Origin of the sequence: Shimia sp. R9_2 (genome assembly GCF_017743735.1) — a bacterium.
In the GTDB taxonomy this organism is placed as follows: domain Bacteria; phylum Pseudomonadota; class Alphaproteobacteria; order Rhodobacterales; family Rhodobacteraceae; genus Shimia.
In genome coordinates this window covers 136576-160263 of record NZ_JAGHRO010000002.1, presented here as the reverse complement: position 1 = coordinate 160263, position 23688 = coordinate 136576, and the positions used below count along the sequence as shown (strand labels likewise).

Genomic DNA, 23688 nt, shown 5'->3' with positions numbered 1-23688 from the left:
GGTTCAGATCTCAAACAGGATCCGGTTGAGTGGATCAAATGTGTGGAATGCGGAGGCGATCTCGGAAACGAGGTCGCCTTTTGACGCTTCCTCCTCCGTCACCTCAAACCACATGGCCAGGCCTTTGCGACGCAACAGGGCTTCCTGAGGGTGATCTTTGCCATAAGGTGCAGGCACGCGCTTGAGCGCAGGTTCATCCAGACGCGCTCCCCATCCCAGCAGGCGATCCACCTCTGCGGCGATCTCCTCTCCTTTGGGGCCGTCCACAGCTGCACGCCAGCGGGTCAGCATGTCTTTGTCAAATCCCATGATGCCAGCACCTGCGGAGATGTAGTCCTGTCCGATACCAAAGAACCAGCCGGTTGGCGCCGTGGACCAGGACATGTGCAGATGCAGGTGATAAGGCGTCTTGTCCTTTGAGAAGCGGACATCGCGATTGGGTCGAAACAGCTTTGTGGTGGGCACTTGGCCCGTCTGTTTTTGCAAATGGGCGGCGACCTTATCCAGCAATTCAAGCGCGGGCGCTTTGAGCGCTTTATCATAGGTCTCCTTGTGGGCCAAGAACCAGTCGCGAGTGTTGTTTTCGGCCAGCTCACCAAGGAACTGTCGGGTGTCTGGAATTAGACCGTCTAACGCTGCTGTGGACATTTGCTGCTCCAATGCGGATCGCATGTATTGATGGTGTCAGAGCCGCGAGAAGCGATCAACTGCAACTGGCGGCTTGCTCTGCACAAACAACGGGCATATGGCTGAGAGATGAGCGAGACAACCAGAACTTCTGTAAAATCTTCCATGGCCACGCGGGATCACATCCGGGCCCTTGCGCGCTTGGGCTTGCCGCTGATTGGCGGCCATGTGGCGCAATTTGCCATCGGTCTGACCGACACAATCATGTTGGGCTGGTACTCGGTAGAGGCGCTGGCATCGGTTGTGCTTGGACACACGTTTTTCTTCGTGATTTTTATCCTCGGGTCAGGCTTTGCCATTGCGGTGATGCCGCTGGTGGCTGAGGCCGACGCTGAAGGCAATGAAGCTGCGCTGCGTCGCATCACGCGCATGGGGCTTTGGCTGTCAGTCACCTACGGGCTGGTGGTTCTGCCGCTCTTTTTCCTGTCCGGAGCGTTGCTGCTGGGATTGCAGCAGGGGCCGGAAGTGGCCGATTTGGCGCAGGCCTATTTGCGCATCGCCGGATTTGGGCTGATGCCCGCGCTGCTGGTGATGGTGCTTAAGTCGTATCTGGCCGCATTGGAGCACACGCGCGTGGTGTTCTGGGTTACGGTTGTTGCGGTGCCGGTGAATGCGCTTGTCAACTATGGCCTGATTTTTGGCAATTGGGGACTGCCGGAGCTTGGCGTGCGCGGGGCGGCGATTGCCTCAATCATTGTGCAGTTTGTCTCGCTGCTTGGCGTGATCCTCTATGCGGTGCGTGCTCTGCCGCAACATGAGCTGTTTGCCCGCATCTGGCGCCCGGATTGGGATGTGTTTGCGCAGGTCTTTAAGCTGGGGCTGCCGATTGGCCTCACCAACCTCGCAGAGGTCGGGCTGTTTTCCGCCTCTTCTGTCATGATGGGCTGGCTTGGCACCGTGGCGCTTGCGGCTCATGGCATTGCGTTGCAGCTCGCAAGCCTTGCCTTCATGTTGCATCTGGGGCTGTCAAACGCCGCCACAGTGCGCGTTGGCAATGCGATGGGCCGCAAAGATGCGGATCATATGGCTAGGGGCGCGCTGGTGGCGATTGTCATGTCGCTTGCGGTCTCTCTTATCACGGTCGCCGTCTTTCTTGCGTTCCCGCAGCAGCTTCTGGGGATGTTCATCGACCCAGAGGAGCCCCAGCGCGTGGCAATCCTCGCGACAGGCGTGAGCCTGCTCTATGTGGCCGCGCTCTTTCAGGTCGTGGATGGCGCGCAGGTCATGGCGCTGGGGCTGCTGCGCGGTGTGCAGGATACGCGCGGCCCGATGGTGATCGCAGCAATCAGCTACTGGTTGCTTGGTGTCACCTGTGCCTATGTGTTGGGCTTTAAGGCTGAGCTGGGCGGCGTGGGCGTTTGGCTGGGTTTGGTTCTAGGGCTGACGGCTGCAGCGGTGTTGCTGATGTATCGTTTCTGGCGCACCGATCTCAGTCGTCTGCGGGAAAAGTTTGCCCAGGCCTGAAGCTTGCACGTGCAGCTCTTCTCATTCGCAAAATATCCCGGGGTGGCCACCGCTTGCGTGGCAGGGGCAGCGCCCCTAAAAAACTAAATCCAAAAAAATGGGTGCTCACTGAGAAGAGTGCCGCAGCTACTACTTTCCCTTGAGCAGTCGGTCGGCTTTTTTGCGCACCAGCACCGAGCGTAGATCATGCATGGTCAGCAAAAGCGTGTCGGTGATCTCTTCAAGCTGCTCAGGCGTGGCCTTGGATTGGGCCCATTGGGTGGTCAGGTTCAAATGATCCACCGTGCGCAGGATGTCGTCGATGTCGCGCTCTGCAAGCAAGGCGCGGCGCTCTTCCATCCAAGCCTCAATCGCGGCTTTGTCTTCTTTGGAAAGTGTGCGTTCCCCGTGCGGTTTGACCTCTCCATTCCGGATGTTGAGAACGGCGATCTGATCCATCTCGATCCGGCGATGGCGATTTTCTGTGTCCACACGAAACACCGCCGCGCCATTTTCGCGCACGCGAAAATAATAGTCTGGAAGATCGCCGCTCATCTGTCCTCTCCGGATGCCCCCGGTTGTCCGGTGTTTATGTCAGAGAAGCACAGAACGCCTGAATGCGCTGGCAGGCTTTGGTCAGTGCCTCGTCAGAGGTAGCGTAGCTGACGCGGAAGTTTGGCGAAAGCCCGAAGGCAGCTCCAAACACTACGGCAACGTCTGCCTCTTCAAGCAGGGCGTTGGCGAAGGCTTCGTCGTTTTCTATCACGGTGCCTTTGGGCGTGGTCTTGCCAATCAGTCCGGCAATCGACGGATAGACATAGAAGGCGCCCTCTGGCGTGGGGCAGGAAATCCCTTCGATCTCGCTCAGCATGGAGATCACCAGATCGCGGCGACGTTTGAAGGCCTCATTGTTGGGAGCGAGAAAGTCCTGCGTGCCGTTCAGCGCTTCCACAGCGGCCCATTGGCTGACGGAGCAGGGGTTTGATGTGCTCTGGCTTTGGATTTTGCGCATTGCGGCGATGAGCTGCACGGGGCCCGCAGCATAGCCGATACGCCAGCCGGTCATGGCATAGGCTTTGGACACGCCATTGCAGGTCAGGGTGCGCTCATAAAGCCCCGGCTCAACCTGCGCCGGGGTGCAGAATTCAAACCCGTCATAAGCAAGATGCTCATACATATCGTCGCTCATCACCCAGACGTGGGGATGGCGCATCAGCACATCGGTGAGTTCCTTGAGCTCCTGTCGCGAGTAGCCCGCGCCGGTCGGGTTGGAGGGCGAGTTGAAGATGAACCACTTGGTTTTTGGCGTGATCGCGGCTTCCAGCTGATCTGCTGTCAGTTTGAAATTGGTCTGCAGCGATGTTTCAGCCACCACAGGTGTGCCGCCCGCGAGCAGCACCATATCGGGATAGCTCACCCAATAGGGCGCAGGGATGATCACTTCATCGCCGGGGTTCAGCGTTGCCATCAGCGCATTATAGAGCGTCTGTTTGCCGCCGGTGCCGACGGAGATCTGCGCAGGTGTGTATTCCAGCCCGTGATCCCGCATCATTTTGGCGCAGACCGCCTGCTTCAGTTCCGGGATCCCATCAGGCGCGGTGTATTTGGTTTTTCCCGCCGCTATGGCCGCCACAGCGGCGTCCTTGATGTTTTGCGGGGTGTCAAAGTCCGGTTCACCCGCGCTCAGGCCAATAACGTCACGTCCGGCGGCCTTCAATTCTGCGGTCTTTGCTGTCATAGCGATGGTCGGGGACGGTTTGACACGCGATAGGGTCTCAGACAGGAAAGACATGGCTTGGCCTCTTTTTGTAATCTCTGGTCCCATGTCTTAGGGTGCCCACCAAGGCCATTCAAGGTCGAAGCGCTAAGGAGTAAACTATGCCACAAGATCAACTGGAAGTGATGCCTGAAGACGACTGGTATGGTGAGGAGGTTGCCACCTTCGGCGATCGCCTGGCAGCCGCCAGAGAGGCTGGAGGCCTGAAGCGCGGCGAGTTTGCCAAACGTCTTGGCGTCAAGAAGTCGACCATCGCGGCCTGGGAAGACGATCTCGGGGAGCCACGCGCCAATCGCCTGTCGATGATGGCCGGATTGCTGAATGTTTCGGTCGGTTGGTTGCTGACCGGGGAGGGCGACGGCGTTGACATGAGCGAGGAGGGCGAGAGCGTAGAAGCAGATCTGCTTGCCATTCTGAAAGAGATCCGCGATATCCGCGCGCGCATGAAAAATGATCTGGATCGGCTGGCACGGCTTGAAAAAACTCTGCGCAAAAAGATCTGAGCAAAAGGTGTGATGATGTCTGACGCCCCAAAAGAGGCCGCAAATTTCGGCGAGGAAACATATGAGAATCGTCTCAAGCGCATGAAAATGCGCTCCATGCGGCGGGGCATCAAAGAGATGGACATCATCCTTGAGCGGTTTGCAGATGAGAATCTGGCGCAGATGGATACCGCTGCGCTGGATCTTTATGACGCTCTGCTCTGTGAGAATGACCAGGATTTATATCAATGGGTTACGGGGCAAAAACCAACGCCTGAACCTTTCAAAGCCCTTATTTCTCGCATTGCGACCACCATCAGCGGTGCAAATTGACGCGAATTTGTCATGTCTTTTGGACGGTTTAACCTCTTGTTGGGCTTTTTCCGTCACTCTGGCTGCTAGATAAGCTGACGGAGACTAAGAATGAGCTTTCATTCATCGATGCCCAGCGGGACAGAACAGAGCTTTATGGCCGACTATCTGGACTCGCTGGCGCTTGTAGAGCGGTTGCACCGGCTGTTGCTGGATGTGATCAAGGACGAATTTGAGCGTGTGGGCGTGATTGAGATCAACGCTGTGCAGGCGTTGCTGCTGTTCAACATTGGCGACAATGAGGTGACAGCCGGCGAACTCAAAAGCCGCGGGTACTATCAGGGCTCAAACGTGAGTTACAACCTGAAAAAACTCGTTGATGCAGGCTATATGCATCACCAGCGTTGCGAGATTGACCGCCGTTCGGTGCGCGTGCGCCTGACCGAAAAGGGTCGTGAAATTCGCGATGTGATTTCTGCCCTGTTTGCGCGCCATGCAGAAGGTCTGCAGTCCAAAGGTGTGCTGGGCGATGATGGCATCGAACAGATCACCCACGCGCTGCGTCGTGTGGAACGCTATTGGACGGATCAGATCCGCTACATCTACTGACATAGCCGGCAGCCCCAGAATGGGGACTCCGTAGCTTTTTGCGCGCCTGCCCCAGAATGGGGCGCGGCGTGCGTTTGCTTATGTGCTCCAGATTTGCGTGAGGGTTGCACTGCAAACTATTGAAAAATATAAGTCAGTTTGATTTTTCGGATACGCGAGACCAAGCTTGACCGATCACAGTAACAGACAGTTCGCGTGACAGCTTACGTCGCATGGCGTTCTCGAAGTCTTCAAACCCTTTGGCCGTTTCCACAAAGGCATCAGGCCCTTTGATCAGCTCACGCCGATAGTAGTCCGTCATATCACCGGGACGGGCTGCAAAATCGGCCGCTTTGACACCAAATGTCTCAATCGCCAGCGCGTTGACGATCACCCCGTCCAGCGGAAAGGCCGCATAGGCCTGTTTGGGTGTGAAACCATCGTTGTTTTCCCCGTCTCCGCTCACATCCAGCACCTGAACATCACACGCGGGTGCCTGACGAAAGAGCGTGGCGGCATGGCCGACCGCATGGCCAAGGGCTGTGGGAAATTCAGAGGTGCCGCGCTTTGAAAGCCCAAGTTTGGCGGCGCTTTCATTGAGGATCTGGCGTGTTTCGATCAGGGTCCAGTCCAGCAGGGTTTTCTGTTTGTGACGCCCGCTCCATTCATAGACTGCAAGCGCCACCGGGCGTGCATCGCTCAGGAAACCTGCCTGAATTTCGGGAGCACTCAGAGCAGCGGCGAGGCCGAGGCGCTGAAGCGCGTCTTCATCGCTGTCCACGGAGGAGCTCACATCCAATGCCAGCAAAAGCGCCATGCGGCAGTCCGAAGCGAGGGTGGGGGTGGCCACAAGAGCCACCCCAATTGCGGCGATATGCGCCGTCGCTCTTACCAATGGCCGGTGCTTTCCATGCTGGCCCATGGTTCCGCAGGCGCGAGCGCTTCGCCCTGCTGCAGCAACTCAATGGAGATGTTGTCCGGTGAGCGAACAAAGGCCATGCGCCCGTCGCGGGGCGGGCGGTTGATCACCACGCCATTGTCCGCCAGATGCTGGCACATTTCGTAGATATTGCCGACCTCATAGGCGAGATGCCCGAAGTGGCGGCTGTCAGAGGGCAGGCCTTCGTCGCCGTCCCAGTTGTGGGTCAGTTCCAGTGGTGCGTCGTGATCGCCATCTGCGGCCAGATAGACAAGCGTGAAGCGGCCCTGTTCGCTGTCATAGCGCTTGATCTGTTTGAGACCAAAGAGCGCGTAAAAAGCCATGGAAGCCTCCAGATCAGAGACACGCACCATGGTGTGCAGGTATTTCACATGCATATGGGATTCCTTTGAATGGGGTTTGGAGATATTGAACACGCAACTGTCCGGATTGGCCAGCCTGTTTGCAGTTGGGAGGCAATCACGGATGCGGGAAGTGGTGCGCTGAATTTGCCTGTGGATGGATCAATCCTCGCGGTTTCCAGCTTGAGACCCACAAGATATAGTTCAGAGAACGCGACAACTGTGAGTCGTTGCTCCAAATGGGTGCCGGTGCAAATGGCATTCCAGATGGGGTGACACTGAGGAGAAACGAGGCAGGCCGTGCAACAATATCATGATGCATTGAAGACCATTTTGGAGTTTGGCGAAGACACGGGCGACCGGACAGGCACGGGCACGCGTTCTTATTTCGGGATGCAGATGCGCTATGGCCTCGCAGATGGCTTTCCTTTGGTGACCACCAAGAAGCTTTACCTGCGCGGGATCATTCATGAATTGCTGTGGTTTCTCGCAGGCGACACCAACATCAAGTACTTGCAAGACAATCGGGTCACCATCTGGGACGAATGGGCCGATGAAAACGGGGATCTTGGACCGGTTTACGGCAAGCAGTGGCGCGATTTTGGCGGCGTAGATCAGATTGAAACGCTGGTTGAGATGATCAAAACCTCGCCTGACAGCCGCCGTTTGATAGTCTCTGCCTGGAACCCGCAGGATGTGCCCGATATGGCGCTGCCGCCGTGCCACACCATGTGGCAGGTGCGGGTGCTGAATGGCAAATTGCACCTGCAACTTTATCAGCGCTCTGCCGACATGTTCCTGGGCGTGCCGTTCAACATCGCCTCCTACGCGCTGCTGCAGCATATGCTGGCGCATGTGACCGGTTATGAGGTTGGGGATTTTGTGCATTCCGTTGGCGATGCCCACATCTATTCCAATCACATGGAGCAGGTAAATCTGCAGCTGACACGCACACCAAAGGCGCTGCCGAAATTGGTGATTAAGCGGGATGTGAAGTCGATCTTTGACTTTACCTTCGAGGATTTTGAAATTGTTGGATATGAGCCGGACGCGGCCATTTCCGCACCAGTGGCGGTGTAAACTATGATCACACTTGTTGTTGCACGGGCCCAAAACGGTGCGATTGGGCGGGATGGGGACATACCATGGCGCATTCCACAGGACTTTAAACTGTTTCAGCGCGAGACCACCGGAGGCGCCCTGATTATGGGACGCAACACCTGGGACAGTCTGCCGGTAAAGCCGCTGTCAAATCGGCTGAATATTGTGGTGGCTTCACAGCCGGATGCGGCGGACATTGTGGTGCCCTCGATTGATGCTGCTGTCGACTATGCCACAGCGCAAGGCTATGATCGGATCTACGGCATAGGCGGCGCGGGCATTTACAAGGAAATGCTCAATGTCGCGCATCGTCTGCTGATCACGGATGTCGAGACCGAGATTAATGACGCGGACACCTTCTTTCCGGAGTTTGATCCTGCGAAGTGGCAGCTCATCACAAGCCGACCGCTTGAGGGCGCCACACCGAGCTGTACGGTGCGTGAGTATTTGCGTGTTTCTAAAACTGCCGCAGCGTGAGTGACTGGCTTTCAAAATCACAGTGGCGCGTGTCTGCGAATTTGACAGTTTTCAAACGCGTGCAGTAGCTTAGCCAAAGCTATCTATGTTTCTAACAACAATTGGAGCCTGTGTTTTATGAAATGCCTTTCGCTTGCCACTGGAGTTGCATTGATGTTTGCCGCGCCGCTTTCGGCACAGAGCTGGAGCAGCAATGCTCCGGTCATTGGGCCGGTCAATCAGCCTGAAGGGGTGCTGATCCATCCCTATCCGACCTATACAAATTACTGCCCGAGTGGGCTCCAGCCAGTGACATTGGGTGGCGTGATTTGTTGTGGTACGCCTAACACCACCGAGCGTTTTGTCAATGCGAGCACGGGCCACAGGGGCTACAGAGCATCAAGCTGTCCACCTGGTGCGAAGGGCTGTTCATAGCAGATTTTTGAAGGAGGGGATTTGCGCGCGGAGCGCAGGGCGGATGGGGCGCTAATGGCGCCCCAATCCATTAAAGCAGTTTGAGTTCGCCCGCCATGTCGCGGCCGTCCCGTCCTTGCGTCATTTCAAATTCAACTTTCTGGTTGTCGGACAGACCTTTAAGTCCGGACCGTTCGACAACGGAAATATGGACAAAGACATCTTTGCCGCCTTCTTCAGGTTCGATGAACCCGAAGCCTTTGGTGGTGTTGAACCACTTTACGGTACCGCGTGGCATACCGTTCTCCTCTTTATTCACTTTTAGTCAATTACGGCAAAATGCCGGAGCAACAGAAATCCCAAATTCCGAGTGCACGATTACGGAAGATTGAAACAAATGCGCCTGCCTGAGGATTGCATGGTGATGACAAAAATCAAGCAAAACCAACGTGAAACCCGAAATGAACTGGATTATACGGTCATTATGGCCATGCAAAGAGGGTGACATGACAACTGTCTACGGTTTGAAAAATTGCGATACCTGTCGTAAGGCAATGAAAACATTGGGGGATGTTGCCTTTGTCGATGTTCGTCAGGATGGGGTTCCTGATGTGGTGTTAGAAATAGCACACACACAATTTAAAGATGATCTAGTGAATAAGAAATCGACCACATGGAGAAATTTGAGCGAAGACGAACGCTCAGAAGATCCGATTGCGCTTTTGAAAGCGCATCCCACCCTGATGAAACGTCCGCTTATAGAGCGCGGCGGAAGCTATTACCTCGGTTGGGGAAAAGACGTGCAGGCCGAACTTAGCTAAGGGCGCGAATATCGAGCTCAATTTCTCTCGGTGCCTTAGTCTTTTCAGTCGGGACAAATTGAGTTTCGTTAGGGTGCCAGAGCAGATCAAAAAAGCCCGCGATTGTCTCGCGGGCTTTTGTTTTTTGTATGTAAGTGGCCGCCCGGATCAGTCTCTGGAAGGCTTGCGGAACAGGGCGTCAATCGAGATTGGGCCAGCGCCTTTGAAGACCAGCACCACAAAGAGCAGGATCCACATCACACGCTGGTCGATCAGACCCTGAGCGCTGTCAAACAGACCGCCAAGGGCAACACCGTGGCCCGTCACGTCCACCAGCGTTTGAACAATGATGAAGCCGATCATGCCAGCTGCGGCGAGGCGGGTCAGCAGACCAAAAACGATCAGCAGAGGAAGAACAAACTCAGCAATCGTGCCAGCAAGGATCACAATGCGCTGTAAGAAGTTCATTTGAGTGACGTCCCAGAGCACGGCTTCGGCTGCTTTTGGGAAAATCTGCCCGAATGCACCGGAAGACGGGGAGAAGATCGAACCGTCGATCTTCAGCATTGCCGAGTTCCAGAAATAGAAGAACAGCACTGCCAGAAAGCTCAGGCGGGCCAGCGTGGGAACGAGCCAATCCAGACGGTCAAGCCGGTCAAGAAGGTCGGTGTATTGGTCCAGTATACGTGTCATGCGATCCTCGGATTAGGATGGTAAATCAATAGAAATCAGGGCGTTGCCCGTTAGGAGTAGGCCGAGCGTGGCGCTCAGGTCAAATTCAGCCACTTCGTCGGTTGCGACAGCAGCCGCGGCGCCCAGTGTGCCGCCCGCGGTGAGCGCGGTGATAAATTCATAGGCTCCGGGTGCCAAAGCGTGGGGGACCGGATCATATTCAGGGCGCAGGATGATAACATCCTGGCCTCCGGCTTCAGGCTTTGGGCCATCTTGCATATTGAATGCCCAAATGGCGTGGATCGGCCAGGGAGAGCGCAGGAGTTTAACCGAGGGGGCGAAGGTCATTACCAGTTCGGTGAGGCGCTCAGGCGGGTGGGCCGCTAGGGCTTCGGGGTTCACCGCTTCTGCGTCCGCTGCGTGGTAGGAGCGGCGCATCGCCATCTCAAGGCGTGCGACATCTGCGAGGTAGCCGAGATGTGCCAGAGGCTCAAAGCCCGCCAGAAAATCCGGAAAGTCTTCGCCATAATGCATCATCATCGGCGAGGACGGTGGCGATTGGCGCAGAAACACGCCTGCAATCGCATTGAAGTTCTCACTGCCAATGAGTTTGGCGATGGTCGGAAAACCGGTGGCAAGCGCTTCTGTCAGAGAGACGGCCACATTGTTGCGATAGACGTCAAACCGCCGCCCGGCAGGCTGACCTTTGGCATCGGACAGGCCTTCAGGCCGCGCGCGTCCGCCATCAAAGATCGCGCCGCGAAATTCGTTCTGGGAGACGTTCATGCCGCAACACCGGTGGTAAGCTTGGCAAGGGCTGCATCTGCGCGCAGCGCTTCGTCATGCAGGATCGGCCATCCCGGCACATCGGTGTCCCACTCGATCAGGATCGGTTTGGGGCCAGACAAGGAAAGGGTGTGGTCAAGCAGCGCCCATACAGGATCAACAATAGGTGCGCCGTGGCTGTCGATAAGCAGTGGCTTGCCGTGATCATCTTCGTCTTCATCATGGCCGCCGAGGTGAATTTCACCGACCATGTCGAGCGGATAATCTGCAATGTAGGCGCGGGGATCGTAGTCCAGGTTGGTTGCGGACACAAAAACGTTGTTCACATCCAGCAGCAATCCACATCCTGTGCGCTTGGCAACTTCCCGCAGAAAATCAGGTTCCGACCAGGTGCTTTCATCGAACGCCAAATAGCTGGACGGGTTCTCCAGCATCATCTGGCGATTGATGGTGTCTTGCAGCTGGTTGATGTGGTCGCACACGCGCTGGAGCGTGGCGTCGGTGTAGGGCAAGGGCAACAGATCGTTCAAAAACGCGCCATCATGGGTGCTCCAAGCCAAGTGTTCAGAAAAAACGGTTGGGTTTAGCCAGTCAACAAGGTGCTTGAGGCGCGCAAGGTGGTCGGCGTCAAGTGCGCCTTCGCCACCGATTGACAAACCAACGCCATGGACGGAAATCGGAAAACGCTCAGACAACTGGCGGAGTTGCGCGATGGGGCGACCGCCATCCCCCATATAGTTCTCAGCGTGAATTTCGAGCCAGCCCACGGTGCCGGGATCTTGGATCAGATCGGCGTAGTGCTGCGGCTTGTAGCCGACGCCGGGGCGGTTGGGCAATTTGCGGGGCGTTTGTTGTGCGTCAAACATCGCGTCACCTTGTTCTTGTGGCAGGTGTTGGGGGCAGGTTCTTTTGGAGTGGTGGCTTTTGGGCTCTGTAGAATTTCACTGGGTAATTTCACTGGCGGCTGGCGCGGAAATTTTCAAATAAGAATGCCTGGCATGATGCGCCATCGTGCTTGATCCTTTATACCACGCTGGGCTGCTGAGTGCTGCCCGTTGAGCGTAGTATGACAGTTCTTGGTCCCTTGCGCCAATATGGCAGGGGAAATGCGAAGCCCCATGTGGGGCGGGGCTTCGCAAGAAGGCCTTAGCTCTTCGGCAGGTCGCGATCCAGCGCTTCCAGGGAGCCGACACGTGGGGTGCCGTCTGCCAGTGCTGGCAGTTCCATGTCTACGCAGGTGCCTGCGTCAACCAGTTTCCATGCGTTGCCCTGGTAATCAACGGTGGAGGTGCCTGCGCAGGTGGTGCCAGGACCGGCGGCGCAGTCATTGGCGCCTGCCAGAGACACACCGTAGCATTTCTCTTTGCCTGCGGCGGATGCGGTGGTTGCGTGCGCGGTCAGGGCTGCTGCGACGGCGCCGGCAACGGCGAGAGTTTTTACGGTTGTGGACATTGTATCTCTTCCCTCTTGATACAGTTAAATTCGGCCAGACGCGGCGTTTGCGCCTTAGCATGACTACAACATAGGTCGCCGCGCAGGTCACTTACCAATCACACGACTGTGTGCCACGGCGATGTTATCTCATGTAACACTGTGGTCGGGAAGCTGGCAAAGATCTGCAACTGTTGGTGAATCTCTTGTGAATGCTGGGGGACTTTCCGGGTAAAACTGCGGGGATTTTGGCGCTTGCGCAGGGTTTCGCCGACCAGCAGTTGCGAGGTCTCGCCGAAAATCACTGGCAATTGTTACAATTTTCGGTGGCAGGCAAAGCCTTACGACCCCCAAAATAGTGCAATGGCTTGCAAATGTTTCAGCTTTTGTCGCCTTGGACTGCGCCTTAAATGAAAAATGCGGCGCTCAGAGCGCCGCATTTAAGAACTTGTCGTGTGGAGCAATCACTGCATGTCGGGCGGGGTTGCTTCGACCGACAGCTGCGCCACGATTTCATCCAAGCTTTGCACCTTGCTTTGTTTCTCACCCAGGCGGCGGGTGGATACGGTGCGCTCTTCGACTTCTTTTTTCCCGATGGCCAAAATCACCGGAACCTTGCCGACGGAGTGCTCGCGAACTTTGTAGTTGATCTTCTCGTTGCGCAGGTCAGCTTCTGCCCGCACGCCAGCGGCTTTGAGCGCCTCGACAACTTCTAGGCAATAGTCATCCGCATCAGATACAATCGCCGCAACAACCACCTGACGCGGTGCAAGCCAGAACGGCAGTTTGCCAGCGTGCTCTTCGATCAGAATGCCGATGAAGCGCTCAAATGAGCCCAGTGTCGCGCGGTGCAGCATGATAGGGCGGTGCTTCTCACCGTCCGCACCAATGTAGGTCGCATCTAGACGTTCCGGCAGGTTGGGGTCCACCTGAAGGGTGCCGCATTGCCAGTTCCGGCCGATGGCATCTGTCAGGGTGAATTCCAGCTTGGGGCCATAAAACGCGCCTTCGCCTTCCAGGATCTCAAACTCGTGGCCAGCCGCGTTGCAGGCATCGCCAAGCGCCTTTTCAGCGTAGTCCCAGCTTTCGTCAGAGCCGATACGCTTTTCCGGGCGGGTGGAGAGCTTGATGGTCCAGTTGTCAAAGCCGAGATCGGAATAGACCTCTGACAGGAAGTCGATGAACTTCTTGGTTTCCGAAGTGATCTCATCCTCAGCACAGAAGATGTGGCCATCGTCCTGCGTAAAGCCGCGCACACGCATGATCCCGTGCAGAGCACCGGAAGGCTCGTAACGCGCACAGGAGCCGAATTCAGCAATCCGCAAAGGCAGATCGCGGTAGGATTTCAGACCCTGATTAAAGATCTGCACGTGGCAGGGGCAGTTCATCGGCTTCAGCGCGTTCACGGCCTTTTCTCGGGCATGATCCTCGTCCACTTCGACGATGAACATGTTTTCCTGATACTTGTCCCAGTGACCGGAGGCTTCCCAGAGCTTACGGTCCACCACTTGCGGGGTGTTCACCTCTACATAGCCACCGCGCTTTTGTTTGCGGCGCATGTAGTCTTGCAGCTCGGTGTAAACTGTCCAGCCATTGGGGTGCCAGAAGATCTGTCCGGGCGCCTCTTCCTGCATATGGAACAGGTTCATCTCGCGGCCCAAGCGGCGATGATCGCGTTTTTCAGCCTCTTCCAGCATATGCAGGTGAGCTTTGAGGTCTTCTTTGTTTTTGAAGGCCACGCCATAGATACGCTGCAACATCGCGCGATCGGAATCGCCGCGCCAGTAGGCACCGGCCACGCTCATCAGCTTGAATGCATCCGCGGGGATCTGGCCGGTATGCTGCAGGTGCGGGCCGCGGCAGAGATCCTGCCAGTGGCCGTGCCAGTACATACGCAGGGGCTCGTCACCGGGGATGGCTTCGATCAGCTCCACTTTATAAGGCTCGTTGTTGGCCTGATAATGTTTTACCGCACGCTCGCGTTCCCAGACCTCGGTGGTCACAGGCTCGCGTTTGTTGATGATCTCTTTCATCTTCTTTTCGATGAGGCCGAGATCTTCCGGTGTGAAGGGCTCTTCACGGTCAAAGTCATAGTACCAGCCGTGCTCGATCACCGGGCCGATGGTGACTTTTACATCGGGCCAGATTTCTTGAACCGCGCGGGCCATCACGTGTGCGCAGTCGTGGCGGATCAGTTCGAGCGCCTCGGCGTCGCTGTCTTTGATTGTGTTGATTGCGATGCTGGCATCGGCCTCAATCGGCCATTGCAGATCCCAGTGTTTGCCATCGACAGTGGCAGAGATCGCTTTTTTGCCAAGCGAGGTGGAGATGGAGCTTGCGACTTCGGCAGGGGTCACTCCTGCTGCGAAAGAACGCGTGTTACCATCAGGAAATGTAAGGGAAATATCAGCCATAGGCGTCTAGCTCCTCGTCAGTTTGGCGCCCACGGAACGCCCGGTTGCGGGTATATGGTTCGTCGCTTAAATGAACCGTGCTGCCCCTCAAGTCAAGCGGGGTTAACAGATGCGACTTGCACCGATAAAATTTGAAAAAATCTTAAGAGGATCCCCATGAGCGCCACCCAGTTCTTTGACAGCCCGCAAGGCCGCCGCATTGCCTATCACAAGACCGATGGGGCGGGGCCGACCGTCGTGTTTCTTGGTGGCCTGAAATCGGATATGGAAGGCACCAAGGCGGTGCATCTGGAGGCTTGGGCCAAAGCGCGCGGACAGAGCTTTCTGCGGTTTGACTATTCCGGTCATGGGGAAAGCGGTGGCACCTTTGAAGAGGGCTGTATCGGCGATTGGCATGAGGACACTTTGGCCACGCTGGATGCGCTGACAGATGGCGCTTTGGTGGTTGTTGGGTCCTCCATGGGCGGCTGGCAGGCGCTTTTGGCAGCCAAGGCCGTGCCGCAGCGCATTCATGGGCTAGTGACAATCGCTGCCGCACCGGATTTTACCGAAGACAGCTATTGGGCGGGCTTTTCCGACGAACAAAAAGCAGAGCTTGACCGCGAAGGACAAGTGGCGCTGCCTTCGGACTATATGGAGCCTTATATCATCACCAAACGCATGATCGAAGACGGGCGGACCCGACTTGTGCTGCGCGATCCGCTGTCGCTGCCATTCCCGGTACGCTTCTTGCAGGGCACAGAGGATACGGCGGTAAGCTCTGAAGTGGCCTATCGATTGCTGGACCACGCTGAGGGGGAGGACATCCAGCTGTTGATGGTGAAGGGCAAAGATCACCGCTTTTCGGATGATGAGTGTCTGAGGTTGATCGAAACCAAAGTGGAAGAGGTGCTTGCGGCACCAGTTCAGAACTGATGCGCGCCTTTGGGAGGATTTTGGGGCGTGTGCTACTCGGGGTGATCCTGCTTGGTGCGGCACTGTATGTTTTGGGCCCCTATGAGAAGGTTTCTTTAGCGCCGAGTGCCTCTGCCAGCGACATTGGCGCAGATGTGGATGTTCATTTTGCTGGCCGCGAAGCTGCGTTTGATGATCTCACGCCCGGCGTGGCGAAACGTGTGGTTTGGCACAGGGAAGCGGGCCAACGCACGCCTCTGTCGATACTATACGTACACGGATTTTCAGCGACCTCAGAAGAAATTCGTCCAGTGCCGGATCTTGTTGCTGCAGCCCTTGGCGCCAATCTGGTTTACACACGCTTGCAAGGACATGGCCGTGACGGTGCCGCACTGAATGAAGCTACAGTGCAAGGCTGGGCCGATGACCTTTCTGAAGCGCTAGAGGTGGCCCGGCGTGTTGGTGATGAAGTGGTGGTGATTTCCACTTCGACCGGTAGCACATTGGTCGCAGGCATGGCCGATCAGAATGCGACCATGAGGGGTGTCAAAGGATTGATCTTTGTGTCGCCGAATTTCGGCATCAATAATCCTGCGGCAGCTCTGCTTACCTGGCCTGCGGCACGCTGTTGGGTATCGCTGGTGGCGGGGGCAGAGCGCTCGTTTGAACCCAGTAATGAGGCGCATGACACTTATTGGACAACGCGTTACCCAACAACTGCTGTGTTGCAAATGGCCGCCTTGGTGAAAGACGTCTTTGCTATGGACCATTCCAAGAGTACTCTGCCAGCGCTGTTTTGGTTTTCAGAGGATGACAAAGTGGTGGACGCGAGCAAGACAAAAGAGGTCGCCGCTCGCTGGGGCGGTGTAGCAACTGTCGCAATCCAGAATCTGGGGCCAGATGCAGATCCAGGCGCGCATGTGATTGCCGGAGATATTATGTCGCCTGGAGAGACGCAGAAGGCCGTGGAAGGTTTCGTGAATTTTATCAAAAGTTTATAGGGTGCAGCTATGACCAAGGTACAAATGGAACCGCGGGTAAGTCTAATCACTCTGGCCGTGAAAGACATTGCGGCATCGGCGGCCTTCTATGAGGCGCTTGGCTGGGAGCGGGAGCCGGGGAACGAAGGCGTGGTGGCCTTCAATCTGCTGGGGCAGACCCTTGGTCTCTATTCCAGAGCCGGGCTGGCTGAAGATCTGGGCATTCCCGAAGAAGCGATTGGCGGCTTTTCCGGCATAACGTTGGCGCATAATGTGCGCACAGCGGAAGAGGTCGCCCCTCTGCTTGCGGCGGCCGAAGAGGCCGGCGGGCGCATTTTGAGACCGGCAGGGGAGGTCTTCTGGGGCGGGTTCATTGGCTATTTTGCTGATCTGGACGGACATGTCTGGGAAGTGGCCCACAATCCGTTCTCCGAACTCTCCAAAGAGGGCGCTTTTCGCTGGGGCGGCTATTGACCGCTTGACCTAAGCGAGCGCTATGGCACAGTTGCGCACAACAAAAAGAAGAACAGGGGGCAGTTATGCAAGAGCCGATTGTGCTGTTGCCGGGAATGATGTGCGATGCACGTTTGTTTGCGCATCAGGTAACGGATTTGTCCAAAGATCACGCGGTGATGGTTGCGCCGGTCACTCAAGGAGAGCGGATCAGCGAGATAGCTTCTGCCTTGCTGCCGATCCTGCCGCCAAAGTTTGCACTGGCCGGTCTGAGCATGGGCGGGATTGTCGCGATGGACATCCTGCGCAAAGCGCCGGAGCGGGTGACCCGTATCGCCTTGATGGACACCAATCCACTGGCGGAATCTCCAACCAGCGCAGCAGCATATGAGCCTTGGATTGTGGGGGCGCGGGCAGGGCGCCTTGATGAAGTGCTCAGCGATTTTATGCGGCCGGAATATCTTGCGCCAAGCGTCGCGCGCGCAGACATCCTCAATCAAGTGCGTGACATGGGCATGGCGCTTGGTCCGGAGGTGTTTGTGCGACAGGCGCGTGCATTGCAACGCCGCCGTGATCAGCAGAGCGTTTTGCGCAAATGCAAATGCCCCGCGTTGGTGCTGTGCGGCGAGCATGATGCGCTGACGCCGGTAAAGCGGCACAGCTTCATGGCGGAGCTGATCCCCTATGCCAAGCTTGAGGTGATCCCCGACGCCGGGCATCTGCCGGTTCTTGAGAATCCAGATGCGGTCACGGCCGCCTTGCGCACGTGGATGCGCCAGCCCTTTGTGCTGAAGTGATCAGGCTGCGAGGGGCGTCAGCTCTTGCATGACGTCCGCAGCAATTTTGAATGATTTCAGGCGGGCCTCAGGGTCGTGGATCATATTGGTGATGATCACCTCGTCTGGTTTAAGACGGGCGATCAGCTCCGAAATCTGGTGGCGAACCGTGTCAAGCGTGCCCACAGCCGTGACACGCAAAGCGTGGTTGACCATATGCGCTTCCACACGGTTGGCGACCTGATCAAAGCTGTCCACAGGCGCAGGCAGCGGGCCGGGTCTGCCGCGGCGCAGGTTCAGGAACCCTTGCTGCATAGAGGTGCGTAGCCGGATCGCATCGGCGTCGGTATCGGCGGCAAAGACATTCACCGCCATCATAAACCGGGGCTCTTGCGTGATTCCGGGCGTGAAGCGGTGGCGGTAGATCGCAGCCGCCTCTTCCAGGGCGTCAGGGGCAAAGTGGGAGGCGAAGGCGTAGGGCAGGCCAAGCTGCGCGGCGAGCTGCGCGCCAAACAGGCTGGAGCCCAAAATCCACACCGGCACATGGGTGCCTGTCCCAGGCACGGCTTTCACCGGTTGATCCGGTGTGGCCTCGCCCAAGAACCCCATCAGTTCAATCACATCCTGCGGGAATTGATCTGGCCCGTTCAGGCCACGGCGCAATGCGGCGGCGGTGTTGGGATCGGTGCCCGGGGCACGGCCCAGGCCGAGGTCAACACGGTTCGGATAGAGCGTTGCCAATGTGCCAAATTGCTCGGCCACCTGAAGCGGGCTGTGGTTGGGCATCATGATGCCGCCGGACCCAACGCGGATGGTTGAGGTTGCGGCGAGCACTTGGCCGATCAATACCGCAGTGGCAGAGGAGGCAATCCCACCGGAGTTGTGGTGCTCGGCCAGCCAGAACCGCCCGTATCCCCAGGTTTCCGCGTGTTGGGCAAGGCTGATTGTGTGCTGCAAGGCTTCCGCAACAGAAGCCCCTTCCGGGATGGGGGACAAATCAAGGAGTGAAAAAGCTGTCATTGGAGCAATCCGGCCTGAGGCATTGGGAGGGATATAGGTGCGGTTGCCGCACGTACCAATGGAGGCAAGGCTTTGGCCAAAAGAAAAGAGCGGACGTTGCGGCCCGCTCTTCTTAATTGGCATCAATAGACCTGGTTACGTGCCATAGGCGCGCAGTTTGCCCATCACATCCTGCGCAGCACCGGTGAGTGCCTCCGCAATCACGTCGAGCTCTTCTTTCTTCAGGCGCGCAGGCAGGCGAACGTCACAGGCTGACATCAGCATCGCGCGCGTTTTTGGCAGCTCGGGCATCTCGGGCATGAATTGCCAGTTCCAATATGCGCGTGCGTTGTCGGTCGACTGACCAAAGACCTGGACCTTCACGCCATGGGCGTTGGCGGCCTCTTGGAAGGCGAGGATCTCTTCGTTGTTCATGCCTTCGAGGTTGAACTGGATTGAATCCGGTGCGCGCTCCTCTGGCGCAAGCTTTTCAGGTACTTGCAGCCAAGGAGAGGCGTTCAAGAGACCGGCCACATAATCATGGTTTGCGCGGCCATCGCGCACGCGGCGCGCCACTTCACCCAGCTGCGGGCGAATGATTGCTGCGGCCAGATTGGACAGGCGAAGGTTATAGAGCGGCAGTTGGTTCTGCCAGCGGCCAAAGGCCTCGGCCAGTTCGCCGGTGTTGTCCCCTTCGCGCGCTTTGTGCTTCTTCCAGTTGTGCTCATAGGCGCCAGACATGATCACAGCACGAGCGATCAGATCAGCGTCGTCAGAGACCATGATTCCACCTTCGCCGGAATTCACGAGCTTATAGGACTGGAAGGAAAAACAACCGACGCGGCCAAGGGTGCCGATATTGCGGCCATGCCATGTGGTGCCAAGGCTGTGGGCCGCGTCTTCGATCACCGGGACGTTGCGCGCCTCACAAAGCGCCATGATCGCGTCCATATCAGAGGTGTGGCCGCGCATGTGGCTGATGATGACGGCAGAGATGCTATCGTCGAGTTTGGCCTCAAAGTCAGCGAGGTCGATGCGATAGTTGTCGCCCACTTCACACAGCACGGGGATGCAATCTGCGTGCACGACCGAAGAAGGCACAGCTGCAAAGGTGAAGCCAGGCAGGAGCACACGGGCGTCGCGGGGCAGATCAAGCGCCTTCAAAGACAGGAACAGCGCTGCGGAACAGGAAGAGACCGCCAGTGCATATTTGCTGCCCAGCAGCCCGGCGAATTCCGCTTCCAGCAAAGAAACAGGGGCGTTTTCGGCAGCCGTGTAACGGAAGAGGTCGCCGGTTTGAAGAAGGTGTTCGATTTCCTCGCGTGCAGAATTCGGGATCGGCTCGGCGGCATATACATTGGGAGGCAATGTCATAGTTTTCAACTTTCTTAAGTTGGGTTTTCAAAAATATAAAACAATGCGCCGCGCCAAGCCAGCGAAATCACCCCGAGGGATGTGATGATTTCATGACATGTTGTCTCAGGGTGAAGAGGGATCAGATGCCGAGGCGGTCGCGCAGGGCGTACCAGGTCATCGCAAGTGCAAGCAGCGGGCTGCGCAGGCGCTGGCCGCCCGGGAAGGGCAAAGCCGGCACGCGGGCCATGGTGTCAAACCCGTCACTTTGCCCCGCCAGTGCCAGTGCGATCAGCTGGCCTGCGTGCGTGGCGGTGCCGACGCCATGCCCGCTATAGCCGGACGCGGTAAGAATATTGGGCGCAAGTCGGCGCAGATAGGGCATACGCTTCATGGTGATTGCCAATGTGCCGCCCCAGGCGTAGTCGATGCGTATGTCTTTGAGATGGGGGAAGATTTCCGTCATCGGTTTGCGCACAGTGGTGGCGATGTCCGCAGGAAAGCGGTAGCCATAGCTTTCGCCGCCACCAAAGAGCAGCCGCTTGTTGTGGCTGAGCCGGAAGTAGTTGATCACAAATTTGCTGTCGGCCACTGCGACGTCTTGAGTCAGCACACGCGCCGCGTCAGCGCCCAACGGTTCTGTGGCCGCGATAAAATTGTTGATCGGCATGACGCGGCTCGCAACTTTGGGCTCAAGATCCCCGAGATATCCGTTACACGCCAGAACCAATTGATCTGCCGAGACTTTTCCATCTGAGGTATGGACGGCGATCTTAGTGCCACGTTCGATCTTTGTGACTTCGCTGGTTTCATGGATCACTGCGCCTGCCGCCGCCGCAGCGCGCGCAAGGCCAAGTGCATAGGCCAGAGGATGCAGGTGTCCTGCGCCCATATCCAGTGAGCCACCGACATATTTGGGAGACGGGCACAGCGCTTGCATGGCGTCGCGATCCAGCGGAGAAATCTCTGTGTAGCTGTATTGTTCCTGCAGATGCGCTGCGTAGCTGTGTTCCTCAGCAACTTCCTTTACCGAGAAACAGGCGTGGGCGACCCCGGGTTTGTAGTGGCAGGCGATGTCATGCTGTTGGATGCGGGATTTGACGAGGGTCTTGGCGTCCTCTGCCAAGGCCCAGAGCTTGGCTGCATCCTCAGGACCCATCAGGCTTTCCAGTCCGTCTTGCTCCATGCGCTGGCCGCTGCCGAGCTGACCGCCATTGCGCCCGGATGCCCCGAAGCCCACACGGTGGGCCTCCAGCAGCACAACTTTGCGCCCAGCCTCGGCGAGATGAAGCGCGGTTGATAGGCCGGTGAAACCGCCGCCAATCACGCAGACATCTGCGCGGGTGTCCCCTTTGAGAGGTGCAAATGGGGGGAGTGGCGTGACCGTGGCGGCGTACCAACTCTCGGGATATGTGCCTTTGCGATCATTGGCGTAGAGCAGGTTCATCGACATGGTGTGTCTGTTTCCTCTTGCCTTTAAATATCCCCGCCGGAGGCAAAGCCGCCTGTCAGGCGGCTTTTAAAATCAAACGTTTAGCAGAAGGTGCTCACGTTCCCAGGGGGAGATCACGGCGAGGAATTCTTCGTATTCGGCCCGTTTCACAATGGAGTAGACACGGGCGAATTCTGGGCCGAGGACCTCGTGGAGGGCGGTGGCCTGATCGAAGAGATCGAGGGCGCCGCCGAGGATGCGGGGGATGGCTTCTTCGCCGTCATAGGCGTCGCCCTTGAATTGCTTGTCCGGGCGCTCCTGCTCGATCAACCCTAGGTAGCCGCAGGCGAGGGAGGCGGCGATGCCGAGATAGGGGTTGCAGTCCATGCCCGCGATGCGGTTTTCGACGCGGCGGGCCTGCGGGCTGGAGAGGGGCACGCGGATGCCGGTGGTGCGATTATCACGCGCCCATTCCAGATTGATCGGCGCCGCATGGTCGCGCACGTAGCGGCGATAGGAGTTCACATAAGGCGCAAGCACGGCAATGGCGGCGGGCAGGTGGTTCTGCATGCCCGCGATAAAGTGAAAAAACGCATCCGTGTCGCCACCCTGAGGGCCGGAAAAGATGTTCTGGCCGGTCTCGATGTCGATCACCGAGTGGTGGATGTGCATCGCGCTGCCGGGCTCATCGGCGATCGGCTTGGCCATAAAGGTGGCGTAGCAATCATGGCGCAGGGCCGCTTCGCGGATCAGACGCTTGAAGTAAAACACCTCATCCGCCAGCTTGACCGGATCGCCATGCACCATGTTGATTTCGAGCTGGCCCGCGCCGCCTTCCTGGGTGATGCCGTCAATCTCAAAGCCTTGCGCTTCGGCAAAGTCGTAGATGTCGTCAATCACCGGGCCGAATTCATCAACCGCCGTCATGGAGTAGGCCTGACGGGCCGCAGCGGGGCGGCCGGAGCGGCCCATCATCGGCTTGATGCTTTGCGCGGGATCCGTATTCCGCGCGACCAGAAAGAACTCCATTTCCGGTGCGACCACCGGCTCCCAGCCTTTGGCACGGTAGAGATCTACCACGCGTTTCAATACGTTACGCGGACTGAAGGGCACAGGTGTGCCGTCGGTGTTGTAGGCGTCGTGAATGACCTGAAGCGTCCAGTCGCCGGTCCATGGCGCGGCGGTGGCCGTGTTCCAGTCCGGCCGCAGGATCATGTCTTTCTCGATGAAGCCTTCCTCGCCCGCAGCCTCGCCCCAATCGCCCGTAATTGTTTGATAAAACACGGAATCCGGCAGGTGGAAATAGTCCTGACGGGCAAATTTGGTGGCGGGAACCGCCTTGCCGCGCGCAATGCCGGGAAGATCAGAGATGATACATTCGACTTCGTCGAGCCGGTGGCCTTCGAGATAGGCACGTGCAGCATCAGGGGTTTTGGAAAGCCAGTCGGTCATCGGGGTCTCTCTTGGCGGAAGAAGTCAGCAAATTGGTCGGCAATGGTTTGGCTCGCGGTGGCCTCATCAAGCTCGTCGATGGCGGCTTCGAGCACCTCCTCAGGCACCACGCCACGGCCACGGGTGTTGATCAGACCATCCACAAAATCGGCTGAAAATTCAGGATGCGCCTGAACCGTCAGAGCGCGGTCGCCGTACAGAATGGCCGCGTGTTTGCAGAAGTCATTGGTGGCAATGGTCACAGCGCCGGGCGCAATCTCGACCACCTGATCCTGATGCCAGGCATTGAGCGCGATTTCGGTGCCCGCGAAGTCATAGGTCTGGCGGCCAACAGCCCAACCCCCCTCAAATTTCTCGACTTTGCCGCCAAGCGCCTGTGCGATGATCTGATGGCCGAAACACACGCCAACCATCGGGATATTAAGCGTCACCGCCTCGCGGATGAAATCCTCCAGCGGGGGAATCCAATCGTGATCCTCATAGACGCCGTGCTTGGATCCAGTGATCAGCCATCCGTCGCACTCTTCAATCGATGCGGGAAATTCACCATCGACCACCTTGTAGCCTGCGAACTCAAAATCCTGTCCGGAAAGCAGGGTTTTGAACATCTCGATGTAGTTGCCGTAGTGGGGTGCGAGCTCATCGGGAGTGTGTCCGGTGAGCAAAATGCCGATTTTCATGGGTCACCAAATTTGATCAAATTTA

General features: G+C 57.3%; 27 protein-coding genes. 11 read left to right on the top strand and 16 right to left on the bottom strand.

The features are described from left to right. Nucleotides 1-3 precede the first annotated feature (3 nt). Complete coding sequence (locus J7400_RS05335; RefSeq protein WP_209060542.1) at nt 4-648, bottom strand: DUF2461 domain-containing protein; 645 nt, start codon at nt 646-648, stop codon at nt 4-6. 108 nt (nt 649-756) lie between these two features. Here J7400_RS05335 and J7400_RS05330 point away from each other — a divergent pair, with 108 nt between their 5' ends. Next, nucleotides 757-2151 carry an MATE family efflux transporter gene (locus tag J7400_RS05330; protein WP_209060539.1) on the top strand — a complete coding sequence of 465 codons (1395 nt, stop codon included), beginning with the start codon at nt 757-759 and terminating at the stop codon, nt 2149-2151. Between the two features lie 129 nt (nt 2152-2280). Here J7400_RS05330 and J7400_RS05325 read toward each other — a convergent pair whose 3' ends face one another. After that, nucleotides 2281-2685: a hypothetical protein gene (locus tag J7400_RS05325; RefSeq protein WP_209060538.1), complete on the bottom strand. Its 405-nt coding sequence runs from the start codon at nt 2683-2685 to the stop codon at nt 2281-2283. Nucleotides 2686-2719: 34 nt separating this feature from the next. After that, the gene (locus J7400_RS05320) at nt 2720-3922 is read right to left on the bottom strand and encodes a pyridoxal phosphate-dependent aminotransferase (protein WP_209060535.1); all 1203 of its coding nucleotides are present in this window, start codon (nt 3920-3922) and stop codon (nt 2720-2722) included. 86 nt (nt 3923-4008) lie between these two features. Here J7400_RS05320 and J7400_RS05315 point away from each other — a divergent pair, with 86 nt between their 5' ends. From J7400_RS05315 to J7400_RS05305, 3 genes are all read left to right on the top strand, one after another. After that, nucleotides 4009-4410 (top strand): helix-turn-helix transcriptional regulator, encoded by a 402-nt coding sequence (locus J7400_RS05315; protein WP_247738639.1) that lies wholly within the window; start codon nt 4009-4011, stop codon nt 4408-4410. Between the two features lie 15 nt (nt 4411-4425). Continuing rightward, the gene (locus J7400_RS05310) at nt 4426-4722 is read left to right on the top strand and encodes a succinate dehydrogenase assembly factor 2 (protein ID WP_209060534.1); all 297 of its coding nucleotides are present in this window, start codon (nt 4426-4428) and stop codon (nt 4720-4722) included. A 90-nt stretch (nt 4723-4812) separates the two neighbouring features. Further along, complete coding sequence (locus J7400_RS05305) at nt 4813-5310, top strand: winged helix DNA-binding protein (protein WP_209060533.1); 498 nt, start codon at nt 4813-4815, stop codon at nt 5308-5310. Between the two features lie 133 nt (nt 5311-5443). On the opposite strand, the gene J7400_RS05300 is transcribed toward J7400_RS05305, so the two are convergent. Together J7400_RS05300 and J7400_RS05295 are read right to left on the bottom strand one after the other, a co-directional pair. Beyond that, complete coding sequence (locus tag J7400_RS05300; RefSeq protein ID WP_247738638.1) at nt 5444-6184, bottom strand: DUF1194 domain-containing protein; 741 nt, start codon at nt 6182-6184, stop codon at nt 5444-5446. Then, complete coding sequence (locus J7400_RS05295) at nt 6178-6606, bottom strand: VOC family protein (protein WP_209060531.1); 429 nt, start codon at nt 6604-6606, stop codon at nt 6178-6180. Before J7400_RS05295 ends, J7400_RS05300 begins: the two co-directional genes overlap by 7 nt. Nucleotides 6607-6870: 264 nt before the next feature. Between J7400_RS05295 and J7400_RS05290 the strand changes: the two genes are divergently transcribed. Further along, nucleotides 6871-7650 carry a thymidylate synthase gene (locus J7400_RS05290; protein ID WP_209060529.1) on the top strand — a complete coding sequence of 260 codons (780 nt, stop codon included), beginning with the start codon at nt 6871-6873 and terminating at the stop codon, nt 7648-7650. A gap of 3 nt (nt 7651-7653) precedes the next feature. Further along, nucleotides 7654-8148 (top strand): dihydrofolate reductase, encoded by a 495-nt coding sequence (locus J7400_RS05285; RefSeq protein ID WP_209060527.1) that lies wholly within the window; start codon nt 7654-7656, stop codon nt 8146-8148. Nucleotides 8149-8632: 484 nt separating this feature from the next. Here J7400_RS05285 and J7400_RS05280 read toward each other — a convergent pair whose 3' ends face one another. Then, nucleotides 8633-8839: a cold-shock protein gene (locus J7400_RS05280; RefSeq protein ID WP_058240518.1), complete on the bottom strand. Its 207-nt coding sequence runs from the start codon at nt 8837-8839 to the stop codon at nt 8633-8635. Between the two features lie 208 nt (nt 8840-9047). Here J7400_RS05280 and J7400_RS05275 point away from each other — a divergent pair, with 208 nt between their 5' ends. Then, nucleotides 9048-9362, top strand: a complete 315-nt coding sequence (locus tag J7400_RS05275) for an ArsC/Spx/MgsR family protein (RefSeq protein WP_209060525.1) — start codon at nt 9048-9050, stop codon at nt 9360-9362. Nucleotides 9363-9509: 147 nt separating this feature from the next. Here J7400_RS05275 and J7400_RS05270 read toward each other — a convergent pair whose 3' ends face one another. The 5 genes from J7400_RS05270 to thrS all read right to left on the bottom strand — a co-directional run bounded on the left by J7400_RS05270 (nt 9510) and on the right by thrS (nt 14644). Beyond that, nucleotides 9510-10034 (bottom strand): DoxX family protein, encoded by a 525-nt coding sequence (locus J7400_RS05270; protein WP_209060522.1) that lies wholly within the window; start codon nt 10032-10034, stop codon nt 9510-9512. A 12-nt stretch (nt 10035-10046) separates the two neighbouring features. Then, the gene (locus J7400_RS05265) at nt 10047-10799 is read right to left on the bottom strand and encodes a DNA-binding domain-containing protein (protein ID WP_209060521.1); all 753 of its coding nucleotides are present in this window, start codon (nt 10797-10799) and stop codon (nt 10047-10049) included. Continuing rightward, entirely contained in the window at nt 10796-11665 is an 870-nt protein-coding gene (locus J7400_RS05260) for a DUF692 domain-containing protein (protein WP_209060520.1), read from the bottom strand. The genes J7400_RS05265 and J7400_RS05260 overlap by 4 nt, the downstream gene beginning before the upstream one ends. Before the next feature lie 280 nt (nt 11666-11945). Next, nucleotides 11946-12251 carry a DUF2282 domain-containing protein gene (locus tag J7400_RS05255; protein ID WP_209060517.1) on the bottom strand — a complete coding sequence of 102 codons (306 nt, stop codon included), beginning with the start codon at nt 12249-12251 and terminating at the stop codon, nt 11946-11948. A gap of 443 nt (nt 12252-12694) precedes the next feature. After that, entirely contained in the window at nt 12695-14644 is a 1950-nt protein-coding gene (thrS, locus tag J7400_RS05250) for a threonine--tRNA ligase (protein WP_209060516.1), read from the bottom strand. Between the two features lie 156 nt (nt 14645-14800). Here thrS and J7400_RS05245 point away from each other — a divergent pair, with 156 nt between their 5' ends. From J7400_RS05245 to J7400_RS05230, 4 genes are all read left to right on the top strand, one after another. Further along, nucleotides 14801-15559 carry an alpha/beta hydrolase gene (locus tag J7400_RS05245; RefSeq protein ID WP_209060514.1) on the top strand — a complete coding sequence of 253 codons (759 nt, stop codon included), beginning with the start codon at nt 14801-14803 and terminating at the stop codon, nt 15557-15559. Nucleotides 15560-15600: 41 nt separating this feature from the next. Beyond that, nucleotides 15601-16539: an alpha/beta hydrolase gene (locus tag J7400_RS05240; protein ID WP_348540116.1), complete on the top strand. Its 939-nt coding sequence runs from the start codon at nt 15601-15603 to the stop codon at nt 16537-16539. Between the two features lie 24 nt (nt 16540-16563). Beyond that, nucleotides 16564-16992, top strand: a complete 429-nt coding sequence (locus J7400_RS05235) for a VOC family protein (RefSeq protein WP_209061994.1) — start codon at nt 16564-16566, stop codon at nt 16990-16992. A 65-nt stretch (nt 16993-17057) separates the two neighbouring features. After that, nucleotides 17058-17768 carry an alpha/beta hydrolase gene (locus J7400_RS05230; RefSeq protein WP_209060512.1) on the top strand — a complete coding sequence of 237 codons (711 nt, stop codon included), beginning with the start codon at nt 17058-17060 and terminating at the stop codon, nt 17766-17768. On the opposite strand, the gene J7400_RS05225 is transcribed toward J7400_RS05230, so the two are convergent. The 5 genes from J7400_RS05225 to J7400_RS05205 form a co-directional block, all read right to left on the bottom strand. After that, entirely contained in the window at nt 17769-18767 is a 999-nt protein-coding gene (locus J7400_RS05225; protein ID WP_209060510.1) for an LLM class flavin-dependent oxidoreductase, read from the bottom strand. 135 nt (nt 18768-18902) lie between these two features. Continuing rightward, entirely contained in the window at nt 18903-20120 is a 1218-nt protein-coding gene (locus J7400_RS05220; protein WP_209060507.1) for an aminotransferase class I/II-fold pyridoxal phosphate-dependent enzyme, read from the bottom strand. 121 nt (nt 20121-20241) lie between these two features. After that, nucleotides 20242-21552 (bottom strand): FAD-binding oxidoreductase, encoded by a 1311-nt coding sequence (locus tag J7400_RS05215; protein WP_209060500.1) that lies wholly within the window; start codon nt 21550-21552, stop codon nt 20242-20244. A 72-nt stretch (nt 21553-21624) separates the two neighbouring features. Further along, entirely contained in the window at nt 21625-22983 is a 1359-nt protein-coding gene (locus tag J7400_RS05210) for a glutamine synthetase family protein (RefSeq protein WP_209060498.1), read from the bottom strand. Next, nucleotides 22980-23663 (bottom strand): type 1 glutamine amidotransferase, encoded by a 684-nt coding sequence (locus tag J7400_RS05205; RefSeq protein ID WP_209060496.1) that lies wholly within the window; start codon nt 23661-23663, stop codon nt 22980-22982. The genes J7400_RS05210 and J7400_RS05205 overlap by 4 nt, the downstream gene beginning before the upstream one ends. Between the last annotated feature and the right edge of the window lie 25 nt (nt 23664-23688).